Annotated in this window: 20 protein-coding genes; all 20 read left to right on the top strand. The window is 37.1% G+C overall.

All coding sequences use genetic code 11. The features are described from left to right. The first annotated feature begins 6 nt into the window (after window positions 1-6). Entirely contained in the window at window positions 7-1,191 is a 1,185-nt protein-coding gene (locus AC0L3Q_RS16095; protein WP_473280980.1) for a DUF4249 domain-containing protein, read from the top strand. A gap of 64 nt (window positions 1,192-1,255) precedes the next feature. Next, window positions 1,256-2,227: a DUF4249 domain-containing protein gene (locus AC0L3Q_RS16090; RefSeq protein WP_473280978.1), complete on the top strand. Its 972-nt coding sequence runs from the start codon at window positions 1,256-1,258 to the stop codon at window positions 2,225-2,227. Window positions 2,228-2,369: 142 nt separating this feature from the next. Beyond that, window positions 2,370-3,587, top strand: a complete 1,218-nt coding sequence (locus AC0L3Q_RS16085) for a DUF4249 domain-containing protein (RefSeq protein ID WP_473280976.1) — start codon at window positions 2,370-2,372, stop codon at window positions 3,585-3,587. Between the two features lie 46 nt (window positions 3,588-3,633). After that, entirely contained in the window at window positions 3,634-4,776 is a 1,143-nt protein-coding gene (locus AC0L3Q_RS16080; protein WP_473280974.1) for a DUF4249 domain-containing protein, read from the top strand. Between the two features lie 12 nt (window positions 4,777-4,788). Further along, window positions 4,789-6,534: a hypothetical protein gene (locus AC0L3Q_RS16075; protein WP_473280972.1), complete on the top strand. Its 1,746-nt coding sequence runs from the start codon at window positions 4,789-4,791 to the stop codon at window positions 6,532-6,534. Between the two features lie 74 nt (window positions 6,535-6,608). Continuing rightward, window positions 6,609-8,147 carry a YifB family Mg chelatase-like AAA ATPase gene (locus tag AC0L3Q_RS16070; RefSeq protein ID WP_473280970.1) on the top strand — a complete coding sequence of 513 codons (1,539 nt, stop codon included), beginning with the start codon at window positions 6,609-6,611 and terminating at the stop codon, window positions 8,145-8,147. Window positions 8,148-8,232: 85 nt separating this feature from the next. After that, complete coding sequence (locus AC0L3Q_RS16065; protein ID WP_473280969.1) at window positions 8,233-9,384, top strand: DUF2891 domain-containing protein; 1,152 nt, start codon at window positions 8,233-8,235, stop codon at window positions 9,382-9,384. After that, window positions 9,385-10,608 (top strand): Nramp family divalent metal transporter, encoded by a 1,224-nt coding sequence (locus tag AC0L3Q_RS16060; RefSeq protein WP_473280967.1) that lies wholly within the window; start codon window positions 9,385-9,387, stop codon window positions 10,606-10,608. A gap of 23 nt (window positions 10,609-10,631) precedes the next feature. After that, window positions 10,632-11,363: a 5-oxoprolinase subunit PxpA gene (gene pxpA / locus AC0L3Q_RS16055; protein ID WP_473280965.1), complete on the top strand. Its 732-nt coding sequence runs from the start codon at window positions 10,632-10,634 to the stop codon at window positions 11,361-11,363. 5 nt (window positions 11,364-11,368) lie between these two features. Further along, complete coding sequence (pxpB, locus tag AC0L3Q_RS16050; RefSeq protein ID WP_473280963.1) at window positions 11,369-12,094, top strand: 5-oxoprolinase subunit PxpB; 726 nt, start codon at window positions 11,369-11,371, stop codon at window positions 12,092-12,094. Next, a complete protein-coding gene (locus AC0L3Q_RS16045) occupies window positions 12,091-12,948 on the top strand; it encodes a 5-oxoprolinase subunit C family protein (protein ID WP_473280961.1) in 858 nt (285 codons plus the stop codon). Before pxpB ends, AC0L3Q_RS16045 begins: the two co-directional genes overlap by 4 nt. Window positions 12,949-13,166: 218 nt before the next feature. Further along, complete coding sequence (locus AC0L3Q_RS16040) at window positions 13,167-13,556, top strand: hypothetical protein (RefSeq protein ID WP_473280959.1); 390 nt, start codon at window positions 13,167-13,169, stop codon at window positions 13,554-13,556. Between the two features lie 662 nt (window positions 13,557-14,218). After that, window positions 14,219-14,785 carry a sensor histidine kinase gene (locus AC0L3Q_RS16035; RefSeq protein ID WP_473280957.1) on the top strand — a complete coding sequence of 189 codons (567 nt, stop codon included), beginning with the start codon at window positions 14,219-14,221 and terminating at the stop codon, window positions 14,783-14,785. Between the two features lie 20 nt (window positions 14,786-14,805). Further along, on the top strand, window positions 14,806-15,018 hold the full coding sequence (locus tag AC0L3Q_RS16030; protein ID WP_473280955.1) for a hypothetical protein: 213 nt from the start codon (window positions 14,806-14,808) through the stop codon (window positions 15,016-15,018). Between the two features lie 17 nt (window positions 15,019-15,035). Then, window positions 15,036-15,683, top strand: coding sequence for a response regulator (locus AC0L3Q_RS16025; RefSeq protein ID WP_073316372.1), 648 nt, complete (start codon window positions 15,036-15,038; stop codon window positions 15,681-15,683). 551 nt (window positions 15,684-16,234) lie between these two features. After that, entirely contained in the window at window positions 16,235-17,911 is a 1,677-nt protein-coding gene (ilvD, locus tag AC0L3Q_RS16020; protein WP_473280953.1) for a dihydroxy-acid dehydratase, read from the top strand. A 13-nt stretch (window positions 17,912-17,924) separates the two neighbouring features. After that, window positions 17,925-19,658 (top strand): biosynthetic-type acetolactate synthase large subunit, encoded by a 1,734-nt coding sequence (gene ilvB / locus AC0L3Q_RS16015; protein ID WP_473280951.1) that lies wholly within the window; start codon window positions 17,925-17,927, stop codon window positions 19,656-19,658. 2 nt (window positions 19,659-19,660) lie between these two features. Further along, window positions 19,661-20,203 (top strand): acetolactate synthase small subunit, encoded by a 543-nt coding sequence (ilvN, locus tag AC0L3Q_RS16010; protein WP_473280949.1) that lies wholly within the window; start codon window positions 19,661-19,663, stop codon window positions 20,201-20,203. A gap of 65 nt (window positions 20,204-20,268) precedes the next feature. Beyond that, the gene (gene ilvC, locus AC0L3Q_RS16005; RefSeq protein WP_473280947.1) at window positions 20,269-21,753 is read left to right on the top strand and encodes a ketol-acid reductoisomerase; all 1,485 of its coding nucleotides are present in this window, start codon (window positions 20,269-20,271) and stop codon (window positions 21,751-21,753) included. Between the two features lie 118 nt (window positions 21,754-21,871). Beyond that, complete coding sequence (ilvA, locus tag AC0L3Q_RS16000; RefSeq protein WP_073316377.1) at window positions 21,872-23,137, top strand: threonine ammonia-lyase; 1,266 nt, start codon at window positions 21,872-21,874, stop codon at window positions 23,135-23,137. Window positions 23,138-23,333: the final 196 nt, after the last annotated feature.

The raw sequence follows: 23,333 nt of genomic DNA, 5'->3' as shown, positions 1-23,333 counted from the left end.
TTTGATATGATGGTTAAAAAAATATATCGATTGCTATTGCTGTCCGGGCTTGCCTTGGTATGCAATAACTGTGTCGAAGAATTTGATTTTGGAACACAAAACTTTGAGGATATCTTGGTGGTTGATGCCAGGATAACTGATGAGTTGAAGTTCCAGGAGGTTACTCTCTCCAGAACTTTTCGATTGGAGAATGAGGGGCCTGCACCCGAGATCGGCGCTTCGGTTAGTGTTACCGATGATCAGCAAAACGTGTTTCAATTCTCCGAAACAACAGAGGGGCAATATGTTTCAAATGTAGCTTTTGCGGCCGAACCAGGAGTGAGTTATCAACTTCAAATTACGACGCAAGGCGGTAAATCGTATGCGTCTCGATCTGTTATTTTGCCTCAGGCTACACCGATCGATGATTTGTATGCAGAGCGTATCATCAATGATGATGGAGAAGAAGGTATAGGTTTTTTTGTAGATAGCTTTGATCCTACGGGGAATGCATTCTTTTATCGATACGAATATGAAGAAACCTATCAAACTATTCCACCGCATTGGTTTGACCTGGATATAAAGGTGATTTCTAGAAATCCTCCTCAAATAGAGTTGGTAGCTAGAGAAAGAGAAGAAAGAGTTTGTTACAAAGCTGAACGTTCTAATCAGTTTATACTTAATACAACAAGTGATTTGATGGAGAACAGAGTTGAACGTTTTATGGTACATTTTTTAACACCGTCAGATGTCAAAGTAAGAGATCGGTATAGTATTCTGGTACGGCAGTTTGTTCAAACACCAGAGGCGCATGAGTTTTTTGATACATTAAGTAATTTTTCGGATTTAGAAAGCTTGTTTTCTCAACTGCAACCGGGTTTTGTAACCGGTAATATTCTGGCAGTGGAAGATCCTAATGAGAACGTTTTAGGTTTTTTTGAAGCCACTCCAATTTCAGAAAAAAGAATATTTGTCAATAGGTTGGATTTGTTTCCAGAATCATTACGTCCAGAGTTTCCGGCTACGTGTTCCTTTTTTCAGGAGTCAGACAGGGATGTAGCAAGAGTCATTGATGCTGTTGAGCGGAGGGGACTAAAGCTAATCGCAGTTATGGGATCGTTTAGTTCTGATTCATATGAATTTACTAACAAAATATGCAGTGATTGTAATGTTTTAGGAAGTAATATTAGACCAGATTTTTGGGTGGATTAATGTTTTATGTTTTAAAGTGATATCGAAACAATTTACATATCGTTTATTAATTCTTACTGTAATTATGCAAGTGAGCTATAGTTGCGTAGAAGAATTTGAATTCGGTACCCAGAATTTTGAAGATATTTTGGTGGTGGATTCCAGAATCACAGACGAGCTAAAACCTCAAGAAGTAGGTCTTTCTCGTACCTTCCGATTAGAAAATGAAGGTCCTAAACCCGAGATAGGAGCTACAGTAAGTATTTTGGATGATCAACAAAATGTCTATTCCTTTTCAGAAACAGAAGCAGGAAACTATGTGTCTGATGTTGCGTTTAGAGCAATGTCTGGTATAAATTATCAGCTTCAAATCACTACAGAAGGAGGAGAGTCTTATACTTCTAAAGAAGTTAGTCTCCCACAAGTAGCACAAATTGATGATTTGTATGCCGAGCGCATTATTAATGATGATGGAGAAGAAGGAATAGGAATTTTTGTAGATAGCTTTGATGATTCAGGTAATGCGGATTTTTATCGGTACGAATATGAAGAAACTTTTCAAATCATAGCTCCATTTTGGAATGACCAAGACATTAGAGTGATTTCCAGAACCCCTCCGGTATTCGAAGTTGTGCAACGGGAGAGAGAAGAACGAGTATGCTATAAAACAGAATTTTCGAAAAGAATTGTTTTAAACGAAACTACAGGATTAAATGAAAATAGTGTAGAGCGTTTTATGGTGAATTTTGTAGCGCCATCCGATTTTAAAGTTAGAGAAAGGTATAGTATTTTAGTGAAGCAGTTTGTACAGTCTCAGGAAGCATATGAATTCTTTGAATTATTAAGTGATTTTTCAGATTTAGAAAGTTTGCTATCGCAAATTCAGCCTGGTTTCGTGACGGGAAATGTAACTTCAGTAAACAACCCAGATGATAAAGTATTAGGCTTTTTTGAAGTGACCTCTGTTTCAGAAAAAGAATCTTTATCAATCGAAGAGATTTGTTTCCAAGAACGGATCGTCCTGCGTTTCCGGCAAATTGTACGCTTACACGAATAGATAATGATAATGTTCAACGCATTGTAGATGCTGTGGCCCTTAGGGGATTGAAATTGGTTCAGATAGGAACAAGTGGTGTTGTATTGGTTTTTAAAAGCTGTAGTGATTGTACCGCTTTGGGGAGTAATATAAGACCCGATTTTTGGGAAGATTAAATGTTTTGTCTTTAAAAGTGATATTAAAAAAATATACATATCGATTATTGGTTCTTACTGGGATTGCTCAAGTGAGCAATGGCTGTGTGGAGGAGTTTGAGTTCGGTACACAAAATTTTGAAGACATTTTGGTGGTAGAATCCACGATTACAAACGAATTGAAATTACAAGAAGTGTCAATTTCCAGAACCTTTCGTTTAGAAAATGAAGGTCCAGCACCAGAACAAAACGCCACTGTACTTATCCTGGACGATCAGGGGACCACATTTTCATTTGTAGAGGAGAGTCCAGGGTTGTATTTGTCTTCGAGCACTTTTGCGGCAGAACCGGGGAGATCCTACCAATTGCAAATTACTACCCAAGACGGGAAATCCTATGCATCAAGTTCTGTTATTCTGCCACAAGTAACACAAATAGATGATATCAAGGCAGAGCGTATTATCAATGATCAGGGAATTGCAGGAGTAGGAATCCTGGTAGATAGTTTTGATCCAACAGGCAATGCAAATTTCTATCGTTATGAGTTTGAGGAAACGTATCAAATTATACCTCCTTTCTTTTCCTGTATACAATTGGCAATTATATCAAACGATCCTCCAGTGATTGATGTAGCACCTCGAACAAGACAGGAGCGTGTTTGCTACAGGACTGATATTTCCAATTCCATTATTTTGAATACAACAGGTGCTCTAGCAGAGAGTAATGTGAAGGATTTTGTGGTTCGTTTTATACCTCCAGATGATGCAGTGCTTCGTAACCGATATAGTATTTTGGTAAAACAGTTCGTACAATCTGCAGAGGCGTATGAGTTTTATGAAACTTTGAGCAATTTTTCGGATTCTGAAAGTTTATTTACTCAAATTCAACCCGGTTTTATCGAAGGTAATTTGCAATCCGTGGATAATCCAGATGATAGTGTGTTAGGTTTTTTTGAAGCCGCTTCGGTATCTACAGCAAGAGTTTTTGTGAATCTCAAAGATGTATTACCGGGAGTGTTTCGTCCGGATTTTCAGGTAAGATGTACTTTATTAAATCAACGAGGGGTAACAGATAACGAAATAAGAGAAATAATTAGATTGGTCGAAGGAGGATTTAGGTTGTTCACTTTTGATGCTACGACAAACGTATATTCTTTAACGACACCTATATGTACAGATTGTAATGTATTAGGTACAAATATTCGTCCCGATTTTTGGGAGGATTAATTTTATGTAGACGATAATGATATTAAAAAGAAAAATAACTTGGTTTTTGATCGTCATAAGTTTTGGTCTTATGATTGGTAGTTGTGTTGAAGAGTTTGAATTTGGGACTCAGAATTTTGAAGATATCTTGGTGATCGAGTCGACGATCACTAACGAACTCAAAGCTCAAGAAGTGTTCTTGTCCAGAACTTTTCGCTTAGAAAATAATGAACCAGTTCCAGAACAAAATGCTACGGTAACCGTGACCGATGATCAACAGACTACCTATTCTTTTGTAGAGACCAGTCCAGGAAGATATGTGTCTTCTACAACATTTGCAGCAACGGCAGGTCGTAGCTACCAACTGCAAATCACCACAGCAGACGGAAGATCCTATGCTTCTCGTTCTGCTACTTTGCCACAAACCTCGCAAATTGATAATTTGTTTGCAGAACGTGTGGTTAATGACCAAGGAGTAGAAGGGATAGGGATTCTTGTAGATAGTTTTGATCCTACCGGGAATGCCAATTTTTATCGTTATGAATTCGAAGAGACGTATCAGACAGTACCTCCATTCTGGTCAGAGATAGAGTTAGATATTATTTCTTCAAATCCTCCAGAAGCAGAACTGGTGCCTAGATCAAGAGAAGAACGTGTTTGTTATCGCACACAATTTTCTAATAATATTATTTTAACCACAACAAGTACATTGGCCGAAAATAGAGTAAGCGGTTTTAGAGTACATTTTATAGAGCCCGATAATACAGTATTAAGAGATCGATACAGTATTTTGGTGAGGCAATTTGTGCAGTCTGCAGAGGCGAATCAATTTTTTAATACGCTTAAGGAGTTTTCGGATTCCGAAAGTTTGTTTTCTCAGGTGCAGCCTGGCTTTGTTAGTGGTAATATACTTTCAGTAAACGATCCCGATGAGAATGTACTTGGCTTTTTTGATGTAGCATCGGTGTCATCGGCAAGGATATTTGTCGAGTTGAAAGATTTTTTTCCGGATGCATTTCGCCCGGATTTTCCAATAGAGTGTATTTCAAATACTGAAACTGATTTAGGAGAGGTTATTCGTAGAGTAGAAGGCGGGTTTAGAGTTTTTGCTTTTGATCCTAATTCAGGTGAATACTTTTTGACTACACAGATTTGTACAGATTGTAATGTTTTAGGAACCAACGTTCGTCCAGATTTTTGGGTGGATTAAAAATTATATTAAATGACTAGAGTTATTGTTTTATTAATTTTCATGGCGTCTTTGTTTGTTCAGCAAACAATGTATAGCCAATCTTCGGATAATGCTTATCAATCGATCCCAGAAGAACGAGTGTTTGTCCATCATAATACAGCATTTCTTTTTACTGGAGAGTATTTGTATTACAAGGTGTATTGCCTGGATTCGAAATCCAAAAAACTGAGTAGCCTAAGTAAGATGGGATATGTTGAATTGGTAAATGAAAAGAAAGAGGTCATTTTTAGACATAAAATCAAACTAGAAAAAGGACAAGGGCAAGGAGATTTCTTTATTCCAGTTTCTTTGCCATCTGGTAACTATAAGTTGATTGGATATACACAATGGATGAAAAACTTTGGAGTGAGTGTATTCTATCAAGGGGATATAGCTATCGTTAATCCGTATCAAGGGGATCAAAAGGCAGTTTTGGCAGATTCTATTTCTGGTTCTGGAATGTCATTAAACAAAGAAGCTTTGGTGTCCAAAAATACTTCGGGTTTAGACCTTATCACCAATAAAGAAGAGTTTGATAAAAGGGAGCAAGTAAGTTTACTGATAAAAAGAAAAAATGGAATGTTATCTAGTGGTAGCTACTCACTTTCTGTTAGAAAACTGGATACGATTGCCATTCCAAAAAAGAATACGGCTTTGGATACTTATCAAGGGTTGTCCAAGAGTGTACCCTTTAAGGAAAACGCAGATGCAGTTGTTCTTCCTGAGCTAAGAGGGGAATTAATATGTGGTAATATTACATCAAAAGAAGCGAATCACACTGTAGAAAATCAAAAAATAGGGTTTTCTGTTCCTGGACAGGATTATGATGTCAAGGTAACTACAACAGATAAAGATGGAAATTTTTGTTTCAATTTGGATAAACAATATGCAGAGGATAACGGGTACATCCAGGTGTTGGGGAACGAAAATCAGTATGATATTACACTGCAACCTGCTACTTCTTTGGATTATAAGGATTTGAAGTTTGATCGTTTTCAAATCACCAAAGCGATGAAAGATATGATTGTAAAACGTAGCGTTTATAATCAAATCCGAAATAGATATTTCAGTGTGAAACCTGATACATTATACCCTGCCAAAGAAATTGCTCCATTTTATGGTAGTGATGTAGATATTTATGATCTTGACGCCTACACCCGTTTCCCAACGATCAGAGAAACATTTGTTGAAGTTGTAGAAAATGTATGGATAAAGAAGGTTAATGATGAGAAGTATGTATTTCAGGTGAGATACAAACACCCTCCATATAACGAACCAGAACACTTGCCTTTGGTAATTATGGATGGAATGTTAATACAGGATCATACAGATTTAGTAGAGTTAGATGCTAGAAGAGTGAAAAGAATTTCTGTTTCAAGGGATAAGCACTATCTAGGATCATTACTTTTTCAAGGAATTGTAGATATAGAAACCGAGAAGGGGGATTATTATCAATCCATGGCCAAAAGTTATATACAAGAGGTACCTCTTTTTAAACCGTTACAAAAGAAAAAATACTTTCAGCAAGCCTATAAAAATGGTGTTCAGGATAGTCGTACTCGTATTCCGGATTTTAGGAATCAACTCTTATGGCATCCAGAAATAGCACTCCAGGAAGAAGAAACTAAGATTGATTTCTTTACTTCCAACAATACCGGGACTTTCGAAATTGTTTTAGAAGGGTATTCTGATCAGGGGACGCCAGTTTCTGTTAGAGAACGATTTACGGTTAAATAACGGTAACGGATTTCTCAGTTCCATTTTTTGAAACTGTTGCATACTAGCTTTGCTGAAAAGCAAACTGGGTATATATGTTGATTAAAGTTTTTGGAAGCGCCGTTTTTGGGGTAGAAGCTACTACGGTTACCGTTGAGGTAAATATTGATAAAGGTATTGGCTATCATTTGGTGGGGTTACCGGATAATGCCATTCGAGAAAGTAGTTATCGTATTGCTGCAGCACTTCAGAATACAGGTTTTAAACTTCCAGGTAAAAAAATCACCATCAATATGGCTCCGGCAGACCTTAGAAAAGAAGGATCTGCTTATGATTTAACTTTAGCCATAGGGATTTTAGCTGCAAGTGATCAGATCAAAGGTAGTCGTGTTGCGGATTACATGATTATGGGGGAGCTCTCGTTAGATGGAAATTTGCAACCCATCAAAGGCGCTTTGCCCATCGCTATCAAAGCTAGAGAAGAAGGTTTTAAAGGCTTTATTTTACCTAAACAAAACGCAAAGGAAGCGGCCGTAGTAGATAATTTAATGGTCTACGGTGTAAAAAACATAAAGGATGTTATCCGTTTTTTTAATGAAGAAGAAGAATTAGAGCCAACTCAACTCGATACAAGAGATGAGTTTTATGCTGCTTTAGACAATCCAGAATACGATTTTGCCGATGTAAAAGGCCAGGAGAGTATCAAACGATGTATGGAAATTGCTGCGGCAGGGGGGCATAATATTATTTTGGTAGGTCCTCCGGGAAGTGGAAAAACTATGCTGAGTAAACGATTGCCCAGTATTTTACCTCCAATGTCATTACAAGAAGCACTCGAAACTACCAAAATCCATAGTGTAGCGGGCCGTATAAAAGATAATATCGGATTAATGGCGCAACGACCATTTAGGAGTCCTCATCACACTATTTCTGACGTTGCACTGGTAGGGGGTGGAGCTTACCCGCAACCTGGTGAAATTTCGCTGTCTCATAATGGTGTTCTTTTTCTCGACGAACTCCCTGAGTTTAAAAGAAGCGTGTTAGAGGTCATGCGCCAACCTTTAGAAGATCGTGAAGTAACTATATCCAGAGCAAAATTTACGGTTACTTATCCGTCCAGTTTTATGTTGGTCGCTAGTATGAATCCGAGTCCAGGAGGGTATTTTAATGACCCTGATTCTCCAGTGACTTCTTCTCCTGCAGAAATGCAACGTTATCTTAGTAAGATTTCTGGTCCGTTATTGGATCGAATAGATATACATATAGAAGTAACTCCTGTTCCTTTTGATAAATTAAGCGAAGATAGAAGGGGAGAGCGCAGTATAGAGATACGGAAAAGAGTTATTGTTGCTCGAGAAATGCAAAGTCAGCGATTTTCCGAGATGAAAGGAATCCATTACAATGCGCAAATGGGAGTACAACAAATTAGAGCGTTTTGCAAGTTAAATGCTTCTTCGAAAGACTTGCTGAAAACTGCTATGGAGAAACTAAATCTTTCAGCCAGAGCCTATGATCGAATCTTAAAAGTATCCAGAACCATTGCAGATTTAGAAACTGCCAAGGACATCCAGGAGCATCATATTTCTGAAGCTATCCAATATAGGAGCCTGGACCGCGATGGTTGGTTAGGATAGATTTTATGAACTATTTAGGGTTGTTATTAACAATCTGATTCGTAACCTTTTCAAAAATGATATTTTTAGAAATAAATGTTCTCCTATGTTACGAATTTCAAAATGGTATCCAATGCTTTTTGTCATTTTAATACTTGCGTCTACGAGTTGCAAAAATGAAAACACACCAAACAATGAATCATCCGATAAAACAGAAGCTATTCCAAAAGAAGATGTAAATCCAATTCAAGCACCATTAGAGCTTACCTTGGATCAAGCAAATACCCTGGCCAATTTGCCACTGGATTGCATACAGGTAGAGTATCCAAATAAACTAAATCAAACCCTGGGTGGTAAAGAAAATTTAGGCGAGCCTAAAGCATTACATCCAGCTTTCTATGGTTGTTTCGATTGGCATTCTTCGGTTCATGGACATTGGTCTTTGGTGAAATTACTGAAAAAATTTCCTGACCTGGAAAAAAGAGAAGAAGCCATTGCAAAATTGCAACACAATATTTCGAAAGAAAATATTGCTGCGGAAATAACTTATTTCATGGATAAGCATAGCAAATCCTATGAGCGAACATATGGTTGGGCCTGGTTGCTCAAACTAGCAGAAGAATTACACAATTGGGACGATCCTATTGCCAGAGAACTGGAAGCGAATTTACAACCGTTGTCTGATCTTATCGTTCAAAAATATATCGATTTTTTACCAAAGTTAAGATACCCAATACGAGTAGGGGAACACACGAACACTGCATTTGGATTGTCTTTTGCCTGGGATTATGCAAATACTATTAATCACCAAGCACTTAAAAATAGTATAGAAAAGAAAGCTCGTGAGTTTTATTCAAACGATCAGGAATGTCCGATTACCTGGGAACCCAGTGGATATGATTTTTTGTCTCCGTGTTTTGAGGAGATTGATATCATGAGGAGAGTGCTTGGAGTTGAAGAATTTGAACAGTGGATTTCAAGCTTTATGCCTCAGTTAAAGGAAAAAAACTTCAATATTGAAGTGGGACAGGTTTCGGATCGGACAGATGGAAAACTAGTCCATTTGGACGGCCTTAACTTCAGCCGAGCATGGGTGTTGTATGGTTTGGCAAAACAGTATAAAGAATATGAGCATTTGTACTATGTAGCAAACACACACATCAACTATTCGTTACCTAACTTGGTTGGAGATTCGTATGAAGGAGGGCATTGGTTAGGGTCATTTGCTATTTATGCGCTCGATATTAATTCGAACTAAATGAAGAAGTTATTTTCTTTTATTGGACCAGGGACTCTGGTTACGGCTGCTTTTATTGGACCAGGAACCGTTACCGTCTGTACACTGGCAGGAGTACAATTTGGATTTACCTTATTATGGGCACTTGCCCTTTCTGTAATTGCATGTGTGATACTTCAGGAAATGGCGGCTCGACTTGGGGTGGTAACACAGCAAGGATTGAGCGAAGTGGTAAAAAATCAGTTTGAAGGTGCTCCCATCATTAAATGGGTTTTTATCTCTATTATTATTGCCGCTATTTTTGTTGGAAATGCAGCTTACGAAGCTGGGAACATCAGTGGAGGAGTGCTGGGGTTGTCTACCATAATAGAAGAGCCTACGATACAACTGGGAGGCTATGCTTTTAATTACCTCAGTCTTGTGATAGGATTGCTGGCTTTTGTATTGCTGTTTTTAGGGAATTATAAAGTGCTCGAACGTAGTCTAATCGTTTTGGTGTTGTTCATGAGTTTGGCATTTATTATTACTGCTATTGCTACCAAACCTAGCCTATCTTCTATTTTTAAAGGGTTTGTTCCTGATTTTTCTTCAGAAAAATTATTGATGATTATTGGTTTAATCGGTACTACAGTAGTGCCCTATAACCTGTTTTTGCATGCTTCTTTGGTAAAAGAAAAGTGGAAAAGTGCAGATCAGCTTCCAATAGCTAGAAAAGATACCATTACGGCAATCGTTTTGGGAGGGGTTATGTCTATGGCTATAGTGATCTCTGGGGCAGCAATACAAAACACAGAAGTGCAAAGTGCAGCAGACCTTGCCAGAGGATTGGAACCAGTTTTTGGATCGGCTGCAAAATATATTTTATCTCTTGGGCTGTTTGCAGCTGGAATTACTTCGGCTATCACTGCACCATTAGCAGCGGCTTACGTAGTAAAAGGGTGTTTAGGGTGGAAAGATGGAGTGAAAAGTACACGGTTTAGATTGGTATGGATGTTTATCTTGTTTCTGGGAGTGTTGTTTTCGTCTTTAGGGATCAAATCCATCGAAGTTATTCGTTTTGCACAAGTAACAAATGGATTGTTGTTACCTGTGATCGCTATCTTCTTATTATGGGTAATGAACAAAAAGAATATACTGGGTAAATATGTAAATACCACTACCCAAAATTTGATAGGAATAGTTATTGTTATAGTAACCCTCTTTTTGGGAGTACGAAGTATCTGGAAAGTTTTTGAAAACTTGTAGGAAAAATTTATCATTTTGTAAGAATGAAACAAATTGTTTTTAATGCAGACGTTGGAGAAGGAGTGGGTAATGATCATCAAATCATGCCCTATATTTCCTGGTGTAATATTGCCTGTGGGGCACATGCGGGTGATGAGGATGAGATTGTGAAAACAATCCAATTAGCATTACGACATGATGTAAAAATAGGAGCACATCCTTCATATCCGGATCGTGAAAATTTTGGTAGAAAGAGTATGCAAATGGATTTTGAAGATTTGGTAGAATCGATAACCCAACAAATCCAGTTAGTAAAAAATTATGTGGAAGAATTAGGAGGGGAGCTTCATCATGTCAAACCACATGGCGCACTTTATAATGATGCTTTTGTAAAAAAGGAGGTGGGTGAAGCTATTTTAAAATCTGTAAAAAATGTCGATAAAGGTTTAAGTCTTATTACGTTAAAAGATTCTGTTTTGTCTTATCTTTGTAAAGATGATTTTAGAGTTTGTTTTGAAGCATTTGCAGATAGAAATTATAATGATGATATGACATTGGTTTCTCGTGCAGAAAAGAATGCGGTTTTAGAAGATAAATCAGATGTTTTTGAACACGTAAAACGAATGGTGATTAATAACAAAATAAAAACAAAATCTGGGAAGGAGCAGGCTGTTTTTTTTGATACAATTTGTGTGCATGGAGATCATCAAAATGCTGTGGAAATTATTCAGCATTTACACTCCGGTTTTGTAGCGTTGGGATACGATTTGAAGTAAAGTTTATGGAGTATAATTTGAGATACAGGCAATACTCAGAACGAGCAATTTTGATCGAATGGCCTCAAAAAATCGATCAAAATATGCTGCAAAACATACTTTTTTGCAAAAAATCCATAGAAGAACATAGGAATGAAGTAATTGTTGAGGTAATCTCATCATATAACTCGTTATTAATTTTTTATCTATCCACTATAGAAAATGTCTATGATGAGGTTTTGATGCTAAAGTCACTTTGTAGTGTCAATTTTGAATCATCAGAACAGAAACAACGCTTATGGAAAATACCGGTTTGTTACGATCCTGCTCTTGTTCCAGATTTGTTGTCTTTTTCAAAGAAAAAGAAACTGAGTATTGACGATGTAATTGACCTCCATACTACCCCATTATATCAAGTGTATTTTTTAGGGTTTTTGCCTGGCTTTTTTTACTTGGGTGGTTTGAATAAAAAATTGTGTTTGCCAAGAAAAGTAACTCCTTCTAGAAATGTTAAAAAGGGGTCTGTGGCTATTGGTGGAGAACAAACAGGAATCTATCCAAAAGATAGTCCAGGAGGGTGGCATGTGATAGGAGCTTGTCCTGTTGATTTTTTTGATGTAAACGAGATGGAACCGTCAAAGATTTTACCTGGTGATTTGATTCAGTTTATATCGGTATCGGTTTTACAGTATAACGAGATAAGTGCCAATGTGGTTTCTTCCAATTTTGAACTTAAACCTACTTTTTTATGAAAGGGTATGTTACAGTTTTGAAACCAGGATTGTATACAACAATTCAAGATCACGGTAGATTTGGTTTTGCTGAATATGGAGTTCCGCAAAGCGGGGCGATGGATCAGTTTTCTTTTGAGTTTGCAAATTTGTTATTGGGCAATGATAAGAATGATGCTTGTATAGAATGGGTGATTCAACCTCCAACTTTACAATTCAATTCTAATACAAGAATTTGTTTAACAGGTGCGGAAGTGGATGCATTCTTAAATGATCAGAAGGTAGAAATGTATCAACAAATTACGGTTAGTGAAAATGATTTATTGATCTTAAAAAATTGTAGGAATAAGCAATATGGTTATGTAGGAATTGGGAATGGTTTTTTAACTGATGTGATGATAGAAAGCCGATCCTTTTATGATGGAATTACCTCTAAGCAGAAGTTGATAAAGGGTGATAAATTAGAATACAATTCAAACATAAACTCTGTTATTTCTTATGCTCATTTGAGTATACCCAAGAATGAGAATTCAGATTCAAAAATAGAGGTGTTTAAGGGACCAGAATTTGATCAACTTTCAAATAGAGAAAAAGATCTTTTATTTAAGAGTTGGTTTACAATAACTGGGGCATCCAACCGTATGGCAATTCAATTTAAGGAATCTATCTCAAATTCACTTCCTCAAATGTTAACATCTCCTGTATTACCGGGCACAGTTCAACTAACTCCTTCTGGTAAATTAATGGTGTTGATGCGAGATTGCCAAACTACTGGAGGATATCCTAGAGTTTTACAACTTACGGAAACAGCGATCAATACACTAGCACAAACTAGGATTAATGAACAAATTCAATTTCAATTGGTTGATTTTTAGTGATATGCCTGGCAGGGGGTAACACCCCTTAGGTGGTAGGGGGAAAATCCCCTGGTCTATCTTTTTTTAAGATTTTTTAGTATATCTAATGTGCTTATTATCAGCTATGTGATGTTACGGTTTTCCCGTACTTACTTGTACGTTATGGTGCCGTGTACTTGCTTTGCATCTTGATTTTTGGATATATTAGCGATTATAACCTAAAATAATCTATTGTTATGGGAAAACCTAAAAAATGTATTAGTGTCGAAGAGGCCAGAGAATTACAAAAAGTCTGGTGTGATACCCGAACTCCAGAAATTGATAAGTGTCTTGGATTTGAAGACGCGAGAGAATTTTGGTGGAGTGTGGAAGATTTGATGGAGTATCTCAAATATGTAAAGAAAAAATCAAGAAAAATGGGTATTAATGATCCTGGAATTCGAATGTATTTTGGTGCTTATCCAGAAACCAAGTGTAAAATGCACAAAGGGTATGCGACTTTATTTTTAGCACCTACCGGCTCACCTGTAGGGGGGTTAGGTAAAGACGGTGATTCAGCACTTAATAATTATGAAATAGAGCCAATGAATTTTGGTCAAACAGGACGTCCTCCTTCTAATTATTAAATGAGATTCATAGATTACTTATTCCATTTTATGGAGCTTTTAGCTGCTATTTTCGGAACAATATATGTGTTAAAATACCGAGAGGATTATCCTACTCGGTATTTTGTTATGTTTTTATGGATAACAGTATTTGTTGAGGTCTTTGGGGCAATAACTGGTTATATAGATAGGTGGGAAAGCCTTTCTTTTCTCAGAGGTACATTTTTGGAAAAGAACGCATGGTTATATAATATATATTCAATTGTTAACTATTGTGTTTATTTTTTGTTTTTTAGATATAATATCTCTGGTCGTCGAAATCATCTTATGATCAATTTTATTATTGCTGTTTTTATTATTTCTAGTGTTTTCAATCTTATTTATTCCGAAATCTTTTTTGAAGTTCATTCATCTTTTACAATGATTTTGGGAACTCTATTGTTGTTTATAACAATAGTTATGTACTTTTATCAGCTATTACAAAGCGATAAAATTTTAAATATTGGTCATTCCATTGTATTTTACGTTGCGACTGGAGCTCTGATTATGCATTTGTGCATAACTCCGCTTATCATATTCATTCAATTTATGAACAAAAGCCCCGAGTTTGTTGAAGTTTTTACAATCATCATTCCATGTACTATCATTTTTACATATACGTGTTACTCTATTGGTTTTTTAATATGCTTATCACACAAGAAGTTATATCAAAAGAGCAGATCTTACTAATAATATACTTTATTGCTATTATTCTCTTCTTTGCTGCCTTTGGTATAATCTTTATGATTGCTTTCCAAAGACGAAAAAACAAACTGCTTTTAGAAAAGTTAAAAGCCGAACAACGTTTCGAGGATGAGATTTTTAAATCTCGAATAGAAATCCAAGAGCAAGCGCTTAAAAATGTAAGTTGGGAGCTACACGATAATATCGGTCAATTACTTTCCACAGCGGTTATGCAAATTAATATCTTGGGATCTTCACTTAATGAGAAAACTACCGAGTCTTTACAAGATGTTCGTAAATTAGTAGGGGATAGTTTGCAAGAGATCCGAAATCTTTCCAAAACCTTAAATCACGAAGTCATCCAAAATATTGGATTGATAAAATCCATCGAAGCCGAACTAAAAAGATTCGAAAAATTAAATTTCCTGGATACGCATTTTGATATCCAGGGAGAAGAGGTACACATCAACCCAAAAGACGAAATTATTTTATATCGGATCATTCAGGAATTTTTTCAAACACCATAAAACACGCCGAAGCATCCAATATGTACGTTACCCTAATTTATGCTCCTGAACTGCTCAAAATTACGATCAAAGATGATGGGGTAGGGTTTGATATGAATTCGGTAGAAGCCAACTCGGGATTGTTAAATATGAAAAGCCGAGCTGGATTGGTTAATGCAACATTTGAGTACGATTCTGCTCCAAATAAAGGAGTTTTGCTTACCTTGGCGTATCTAATCAAGCCAATGGATTGATTTAATGCACAGATCATATGAAAAAGAAGACTATAGTAATTGTTGATGACCATCTGTTATTTGCACAGTCTCTGGAGAGCTTAGTTTCTCAATTAGAAGATTACGAAGTATTAGCTATACTTAAAAACGGTAAAGAGCTTACTCAGTATTACCTACACAAAAGAAAAACACCAGATCTCATTTTATTAGATGTAAAGATGCCCGTTATGGATGGGATACAAACCATGCAATGGCTCAAAGAAAATAAACCGGATCAAAAAGTACTGGCCTTAACCATGGAAGATGATGAAGAAACCATTATCAAAATGTTGAGAGCTGGAGCCAAGGGTTATTTATTAAAAGACATTCACCCAGAGAATTTTGAATTTGCCATGAAAATGGTAATCGAACAAGGGTTTTATTATTCTGGTAAAATTGAAAGTGCTTTACGACACTCTGGGAATTATGAGGATAAGAACTTTCATGAGAAGCTTACCGAAAGAGAATGGGAGTTTTTGAAGTTAGCATGTTCTGAATTAACTTATAGGGATATCGCTAAGGAAATGAATCTGAGTCCAAAAACTATAGAAAATTACAGAGAAACGGTTTTCAAGAAATTGCAAGTAAAAACAAGAGTTGGACTGGTAATTTACTGTATGAAAAATAAACTTTTTAAAGTAGAGTAGTAAAACTGAAATTATTTTCTATATATTTGATCCTAGAAATGAACATAGTAACAAAAAATATCATTGTGGTCTCTATTATTGAAGGTATTATTACACTTCGATAAGGGATCTAATGTATATAACCATATAAATTCAAATCTCTTTTCTCAAGAAAAGGGATTTTTTTGTTTGTAACATGAAAAGATTAAACAATAGTATTATTAACGTCATTAGTATCGTTGTGGTGATTTACTCACCATAGGGGAGCACTATTGATGTATTTTGATAAAAAAACTCCCTTCTGGTACCGAAGGGAGTTTTTTTTGGATAATGAGTAATAAAAATAAAAAATTAACAAATAGTGGTTGTAAATGAAAAGTATTTAAAGTATTGAAAATCAAGGCATAAAGATGTTAAAACAACAATTGGATGTTGTAAGGATATTGAATAATGTGTAACAATTTTAGCGTAACGAAATAATTTTATACTAGACACTTTTTATTTGTTGAGAATCTGATAAATAAAAGGTTAAGTTTTTAAATAATTCGCAATAAAATAAGAACTCGGATATAATGAGTATTAATAAATATAGCAAACAAGTCACTCAAGATGACACTCAACCAGCAGCACAAGCGATGTTGCATGCCATTGGTTTAACAGATGAAGATTTTAGTAAACCTTTGGTGGGTATTGCCAGTACAGGTTACGAAGGAAACCCTTGTAATATGCACCTTAATGATCTTGCCAAATTGGTAAAGCAAGGTACGCGTGAAGAAGATGTAGTAGGATTGATATTTAATACGATCGGTGTAAGTGATGGGATTTCTATGGGAACCCCAGGGATGCGTTTTTCACTACCATCCAGAGATGTGATTGCAGATTCGATGGAAACGGTAGTGCAGGCCATGTCGTATGATGGTATGGTAACTGTAGTTGGGTGTGATAAAAATATGCCGGGTGCACTTATGGCGATGCTACGATTAAATCGTCCCGCAATACTGGTGTACGGTGGTACTATTGCTTCTGGATGTCATGAAGGAAAGAAATTGGATGTGGTGTCGGCATTTGAGGCTTGGGGAGAGAAAGTAGCCGGTACGATTACCCAAACCGAATACAAAAATGTTATTGAAAAAGCTTGCCCTGGCGCGGGAGCCTGTGGAGGGATGTATACCGCAAATACCATGGCATCTGCCATAGAAGCTCTTGGGATGTCCTTACCTTATAATTCTTCTAACCCAGCCATAAGTGATGAGAAGAAACAAGAAAGTATTGCCGCAGGACAAGCGATGCGATTGCTTCTGGAAAAAGATATCAAACCAAAAGATATTGTAAACAAGAAAGCATTAGAAAATGCAATTCGTCTCGTTACTGTTCTCGGTGGATCTACCAATGCTGTACTGCACTTTTTGGCCATTGCTCGAGCTGCGGATGTAGAGTTTACACTGGCTGATTTTCAAAGGATCAGTGATGAAACGCCATTCCTGGCGGATTTAAAACCAAGTGGAAAATATTTGATGGAAGATGTGCATGAAGTAGGAGGTATTCCTGCTGTTCTTAAATATCTTCTGAAAAAAGGATTACTGCATGGAGATTGCATGACAGTAACCGGGAAAACATTAGCAGAAAACTTATTAGATGTACCTGATCTTACCGAAGGACAAGATGTGATAAAGCCATTAGAAAGCCCGATTAAGGCTACGGGACATTTACGAATTATGTTTGGTAATCTTGCCGAAGAAGGTTGTGTTGCCAAAATAACCGGAAAAGAAGGATTAAAGTTTACAGGAAAAGCCAAAGTATTTGACAGTGAGTATGATGCAAATGATGGGATCAAAGCTGGAAAAGTAAAATCTGGCGAAGTCGTCGTTATTCGGTATGAAGGGCCGAAAGGAGGACCAGGTATGCCAGAAATGCTAAAGCCAACAGCAGCGATAATGGGTGCAGGTCTAGGAAAAGAGGTAGCCTTGATTACCGATGGCAGATTCTCAGGAGGGACCCATGGTTTTGTTGTGGGACATATAACGCCTGAGGCCCAGGAAGGAGGAATGATTGCTTTGGTAGAAGATGGAGATATTATCACTATCGATGCCGAAACAAACACTATCGAAGTAGCTATAGATGAAAATGAACTAGAGAAAAGAAAAGCTGCTTGGAAACAACCTCCATTGAAGTTTAAGAGAGGAGTATTATACAAATATGCAAATACGGTTTCGTCTGCATCCAGAGGATGCGTTACAGACGAATTTTAAACAATACAAGCGTATGGAAACACAAACGCAAACCAGAACCAAAAAAACCGAAACGGTTACAAAAAGAATGACAGGTGCCGAAGCTGTAATCCGTTGTCTCTTGGCAGAAGACGTAGATCTAATCTATGGATATCCGGGAGGAGCTATTATGCCGGTTTATGATGAATTATACAAATTTCAAGATCAATTGCATCATGTGCTTACTAGACATGAACAGGGAGCAACACATGCAGCTCAAGGATATGCCAGAACCAGTGGTAAGGTAGGGGTGGCCATAGCTACTTCTGGTCCGGGAGCAACTAATTTTGTAACAGGAATTGCCGATGCTCAAATTGATTCGACACCAATGGTATGTATCACCGGACAAGTGGGATCTCATCTTTTGGGGTCAGATGCTTTTCAAGAGACTGATATTATTGGAATTTCTACACCAATCACCAAATGGAACCATCAAGTTACCAAAGCGGAAGATATCCCTACGGTGTTAGCCAAGGCTTTCTATATCGCAAGATCTGGTCGACCTGGACCGGTACTAATCGATATTACCAAGGATGCACAATTTGGAGAGTTGGATTTTGCTTATGAAAAGTGCAAGGGTATACGTAGTTATATGCCAGTTCCCCAGACAGATCCTAAAAGTCTTGAAGAAGCTGCCAAATTGATTAATGAGGCCAAAAAACCAATGGTGGTTTTTGGACAGGGTGTGATTCTGGGAGAAGCCGAAGAAGAGTTAAAGAATTTCATAGAAAAATCCGGTATACCCTCTGCCTGGACTATTTTAGGGTTGTCGGCATTACCGACTGCTCACCCTTTGAATGTTGGGATGGTAGGAATGCATGGAAATTATGGTCCTAATAGATTAACCAACGAATGCGATCTTTTGATTGCCATCGGAATGCGTTTTGATGATCGAGTTACCGGAAATCTGGAGACTTATGCGAAACAAGCAAAAATTATCCATTTTGAAATTGATCCGGCAGAAGTAAATAAAAATGTATTGGTTGATGTTGCCGTAATGGGTGATGTAAAATATACTTTGGATCAAATAGAATCTTTGATTAACCCTAATACCCATGAATCTTGGTTGCAGGAGTTCAAAGACCACGATGCTGTAGAATTTGAAAAAGTCATTAAAGAAGAATTGTACCCGACCAAAGATGGTTTGTCTATGGGAGAGGTATTACGAAGAATTAATAACGAAACCAAAGGGGATGCGGTGATTGTGTCTGACGTAGGACAACACCAGATGATTGCTTGTAGATATGCAGAATTTGCGAAATCAAAGAGTAATATCACTTCTGGTGGATTAGGAACTATGGGATTTGCGCTTCCGGCAGCAATCGGAGCTAAAATGGGTGCACCAGAAAGAGAAGTAGTAGCAATCATTGGAGATGGAGGGTATCAAATGACGATACAAGAGTTAGGTACCATTTTTCAGACCAGAGTACCCGTTAAGATCGTGGTGCTTAATAATGACTTTTTAGGGATGGTACGTCAATGGCAGCAGCTATTTTTTGATAAGCGTTACGCATCTACAGAAATGGTGAATCCTGATTTTGTAAAAATTGCAGAAGGATATCATATCCAATCCAAAAGAGTTACCAAAAGAGAGGATTTACAAGAAGCAATTGCCGAAATGATTGCGAGTAAAGATCCATACTTCTTAGAAGTGTGTGTAGAAAAAGAAAATAACGTGTTCCCGATGATTCCAACAGGAGCTTCGGTTTCAGATATAAGATTAGAGTAGTTATGGAGAAGGAGAATTTTACAATTTCGGTATATACCGAAAACAATATCGGTTTATTAAATAGGATATCTGCGATTTTTTTAAAGCGTCATATCAATTTGGACAGTATGACGGCTTCACAGTCTGAGATCAAAGATGTGTTTCGCTTTACGATTGCTGTAAAGGTTACCGAAGAGCAGGTAAAAAAGATCGTAGGACAAATCGAAAAGCAGATCGAAGTCATCAAAGCCTTTTATCACAAAGAGGAACAGATTATTTATCAGGAAACTGCACTTTTCAAGGTGTCTTCAAAATTACTCTTTGAAGAACGTTCGATTCAGAACGTCATCAAGAATAGCAATGCAAATATCGTCACGGTAACTCCCGAGTTTTTTGTTATCGAAAAGACAGGAAGAAGAAGAGAGGTAGAAGCATTATATAGAAAACTAGAACCGTATGGGTTAATGCAGTTCACGAGATCTGGCAGAATAGCGGTTACCAAAGAGAAGATGCATATATCGTCTATTTTGGAAAGCTTTGCTACGGAAGAGACGGTGTCGGTATAGTATAAACAAGAATCAAAATCAAATCAAAATTTCCGAAAGGAACATACAACTAATTACGAAGTAAAATGGCAAATTATTTTAATACGCTATCATTAAGAGATCAACTAACACAGTTAGGAAAATGCAGATTTATGGACGCCTCAGAGTTTGAGGATGGAGTAGCTGCATTAGAAGGAAAAAAAGTGGTCATTGTAGGCTGCGGGGCTCAGGGACTGAATCAGGGGCTAAACATGAGAGATTCCGGATTGGATATCTCATATGCTTTAAGAGCGTCTGCGATAGAGCAGCAAAGACAGTCCTATAAAAATGCTACAGAGAATAATTTTGCTGTAGGAACCTATGAGGAGTTGATTCCTCAAGCGGATATGGTAATCAATCTGACTCCAGACAAACAACATACCCAGGTAGTAAATACTGTAATGCCCTTAATGAAAAAAGGAGCAACATTATCGTATTCTCATGGTTTCAATATTGTAGAAGAAGGGATGAAGGTGCGTGATGACTTAACGGTGATCATGGTAGCGCCAAAATGCCCGGGTTCTGAAGTACGAGAAGAATACAAAAGAGGGTTTGGAGTTCCTACTTTGATAGCAGTACATCCAGAAAATGATCCTCAAGCTCATGGTTTTGAGCAGGCAAAGGCTTATGCTGCTGCTACAGGAGGACATAGAGCAGGAGTTTTGGAATCTTCATTTGTAGCCGAAGTAAAGTCCGATTTAATGGGAGAGCAAACCATTCTTTGTGGGTTGTTACAAACAGGGTCCATTCTGTGCTTCGATAAGATGGTAGAAAAAGGAATTGATCCTGGTTATGCTTCAAAATTGATTCAATACGGTTGGGAAACCATTACCGAAGGAATGAAATACGGGGGTATTACTAATATGATGGATCGATTACCAAATATTTCAAAGCTTAAAGCCTTTGATCTTTCAGAAGAATTAAAAACCATCATGCGTCCACTTTTCCGTAAGCATATGGATGACATCATCACAGGGCATTTCTCCAAAACAATGATGGAAGACTGGGCAAATGATGATCACAATCTATTGTCATGGAGAGCCGCTACAGGAGAAACTGCTTTCGAAAAAACACCAGCGGGAGATGTAGAGATTACAGAGCAGGAGTTTTATGATCATGGGGTGTTAATGGTTGCTTTTGTAAGAGCTGGAGTAGAACTAGCTTTCGAAGCGATGACAGAATCTGGAATTATTGAAGAATCTGCATACTATGAGTCTTTACATGAAACACCGCTGATTGCAAACACGATTGCCAGAAAAAAATTATTCGAAATGAACCGTGTGATTTCGGATACAGCAGAATACGGGTGCTATCTTTTTGACCATGCATGTAAACCATTATTAGCTGATTTTATGAAAAACATCGATACCGATGTAATTGGTAAAGCATATCATGCAGGAAAGGTGAATGGAGTACATAACTCCAAATTAGTAGAAGTAAATGCTACACTAAGAAATCACCCCATAGAGATTGTAGGAGCTAGATTAAGAGCCTCTATGACTGCTATGAAACCAATAGTGGAAACCAACTAAAACTATAACCAACCATTTTTTTGTACGGCCGGATCTGTTGAGGTATTTTGAGATGTGTATTGTGTGACCTTTGATAGGTCCTGGCTGACAAAATGTTTAAGAACGTACAAAAGGAATTATGAGTACAATAACCACCACATATTTTCCTGAATTAGAAGATATTCAAAAAGCAGCGACAGTTATTAAAGAAGTGGCTATGGTCACACCTTTAATGAATAGTATACGCTATTCTAAAAGATATGATGCTAATATTCTACTGAAACGAGAAGATCTTCAGCGTGTACGTTCCTATAAAATTAGAGGGGCTTTCAATAAAATCAGCTCACTTTCTAAAGAAGAGTTAGATAGAGGAGTAGTTTGCGCAAGTGCAGGCAATCATGCTCAAGGAGTCGCTTTTGCTTGCAACCATTTGGGAATAAATGGTACTATTTACATGCCTGCGGTTACTCCAAAACAAAAAGTAGAGCAAACACAAATGTTTGGTGGCGAACATGTAAAAATTGTACTGGAAGGAGATACCTTTGATGATTCTTCCAAAGCCGCAAAAGCCATTTGTAAATCCGAGGGTAAAACATTTGTTCACCCCTTTGAGGATCCTAAAACTATCGAAGGACAAGGAACTATAGGACTCGAGATTTTTAAACAAAGTGATGTGCCTATAGATTATATTTTTGTTGCGATAGGAGGGGGAGGGCTCGCATCAGGATTATGTGGTGCCATGAAATCCTTATCTCCAAAAACAAAAATCATAGGAGTAGAACCACAAGGAGCTCCTTCGATGTTAACTTCGATACGGAATAATAAAAATACCGAGATTTTTGATATCGATAAATTTATCGATGGAGCTGCGGTTCAAAAAGTAGGTGATCTTAATTTTAATATTTGCAAAGAATACCTTTCAGATATGTACACCGTGCACGAAGGCCAGGTATGTCAAACAATCTTAGATTTATATAATAGAGATGCTATCGTAGTAGAACCTGCGGGCGCATTAACGTTGGCGGCGCTAGAGGCATACAAAGAACAAATCAAAGGTAAAAATGTGGTTTGTATTGTGAGTGGTAGTAACAACGATATCACAAGAACGGCCGAAATCAAAGAAAGAGCATTGCTATATGCAGATTTGAAGCATTACTTCATTATTCGTTTTCCACAAAGAGCAGGGGCATTAAAACAATTTTTGGGAGAAGTTTTGGGACCAAATGATGATATTACCCATTTTGAATACTCTAAAAAATCGAGTAGAGAGAATGGTCCAGCTGTAGTAGGGATCGAACTAAAGAACAAGGAAGATCTACAACCCTTAATTTCCAGAATGAAACAATATAACTTCTTTGGAGACTATCTAAATGATAAACCCCATTTGTTTCAATTTTTAGTTTGAAAAGTACAATTTAGGCTTCTGCAATAGGAATAGTAGATACAAAATTTCCCTATAATTAGTACATCTAATAGTAACCAAATCAATTGATTTGGGTTCGGTATTTTATCAAATGAAATGAAAAAACTTTCAAAATAATTTGTTAAAATCAACTTTTTATCGATATATTGTGCACTTAAACGATAAAAACCTAAATCTA

Source organism: Aquimarina sp. KJ22-3 (genome assembly GCF_055808215.1).
The sequence above is the reverse complement of the archived record's forward strand: the minus strand, read 5'-3'. Positions and strand labels throughout refer to the sequence as shown.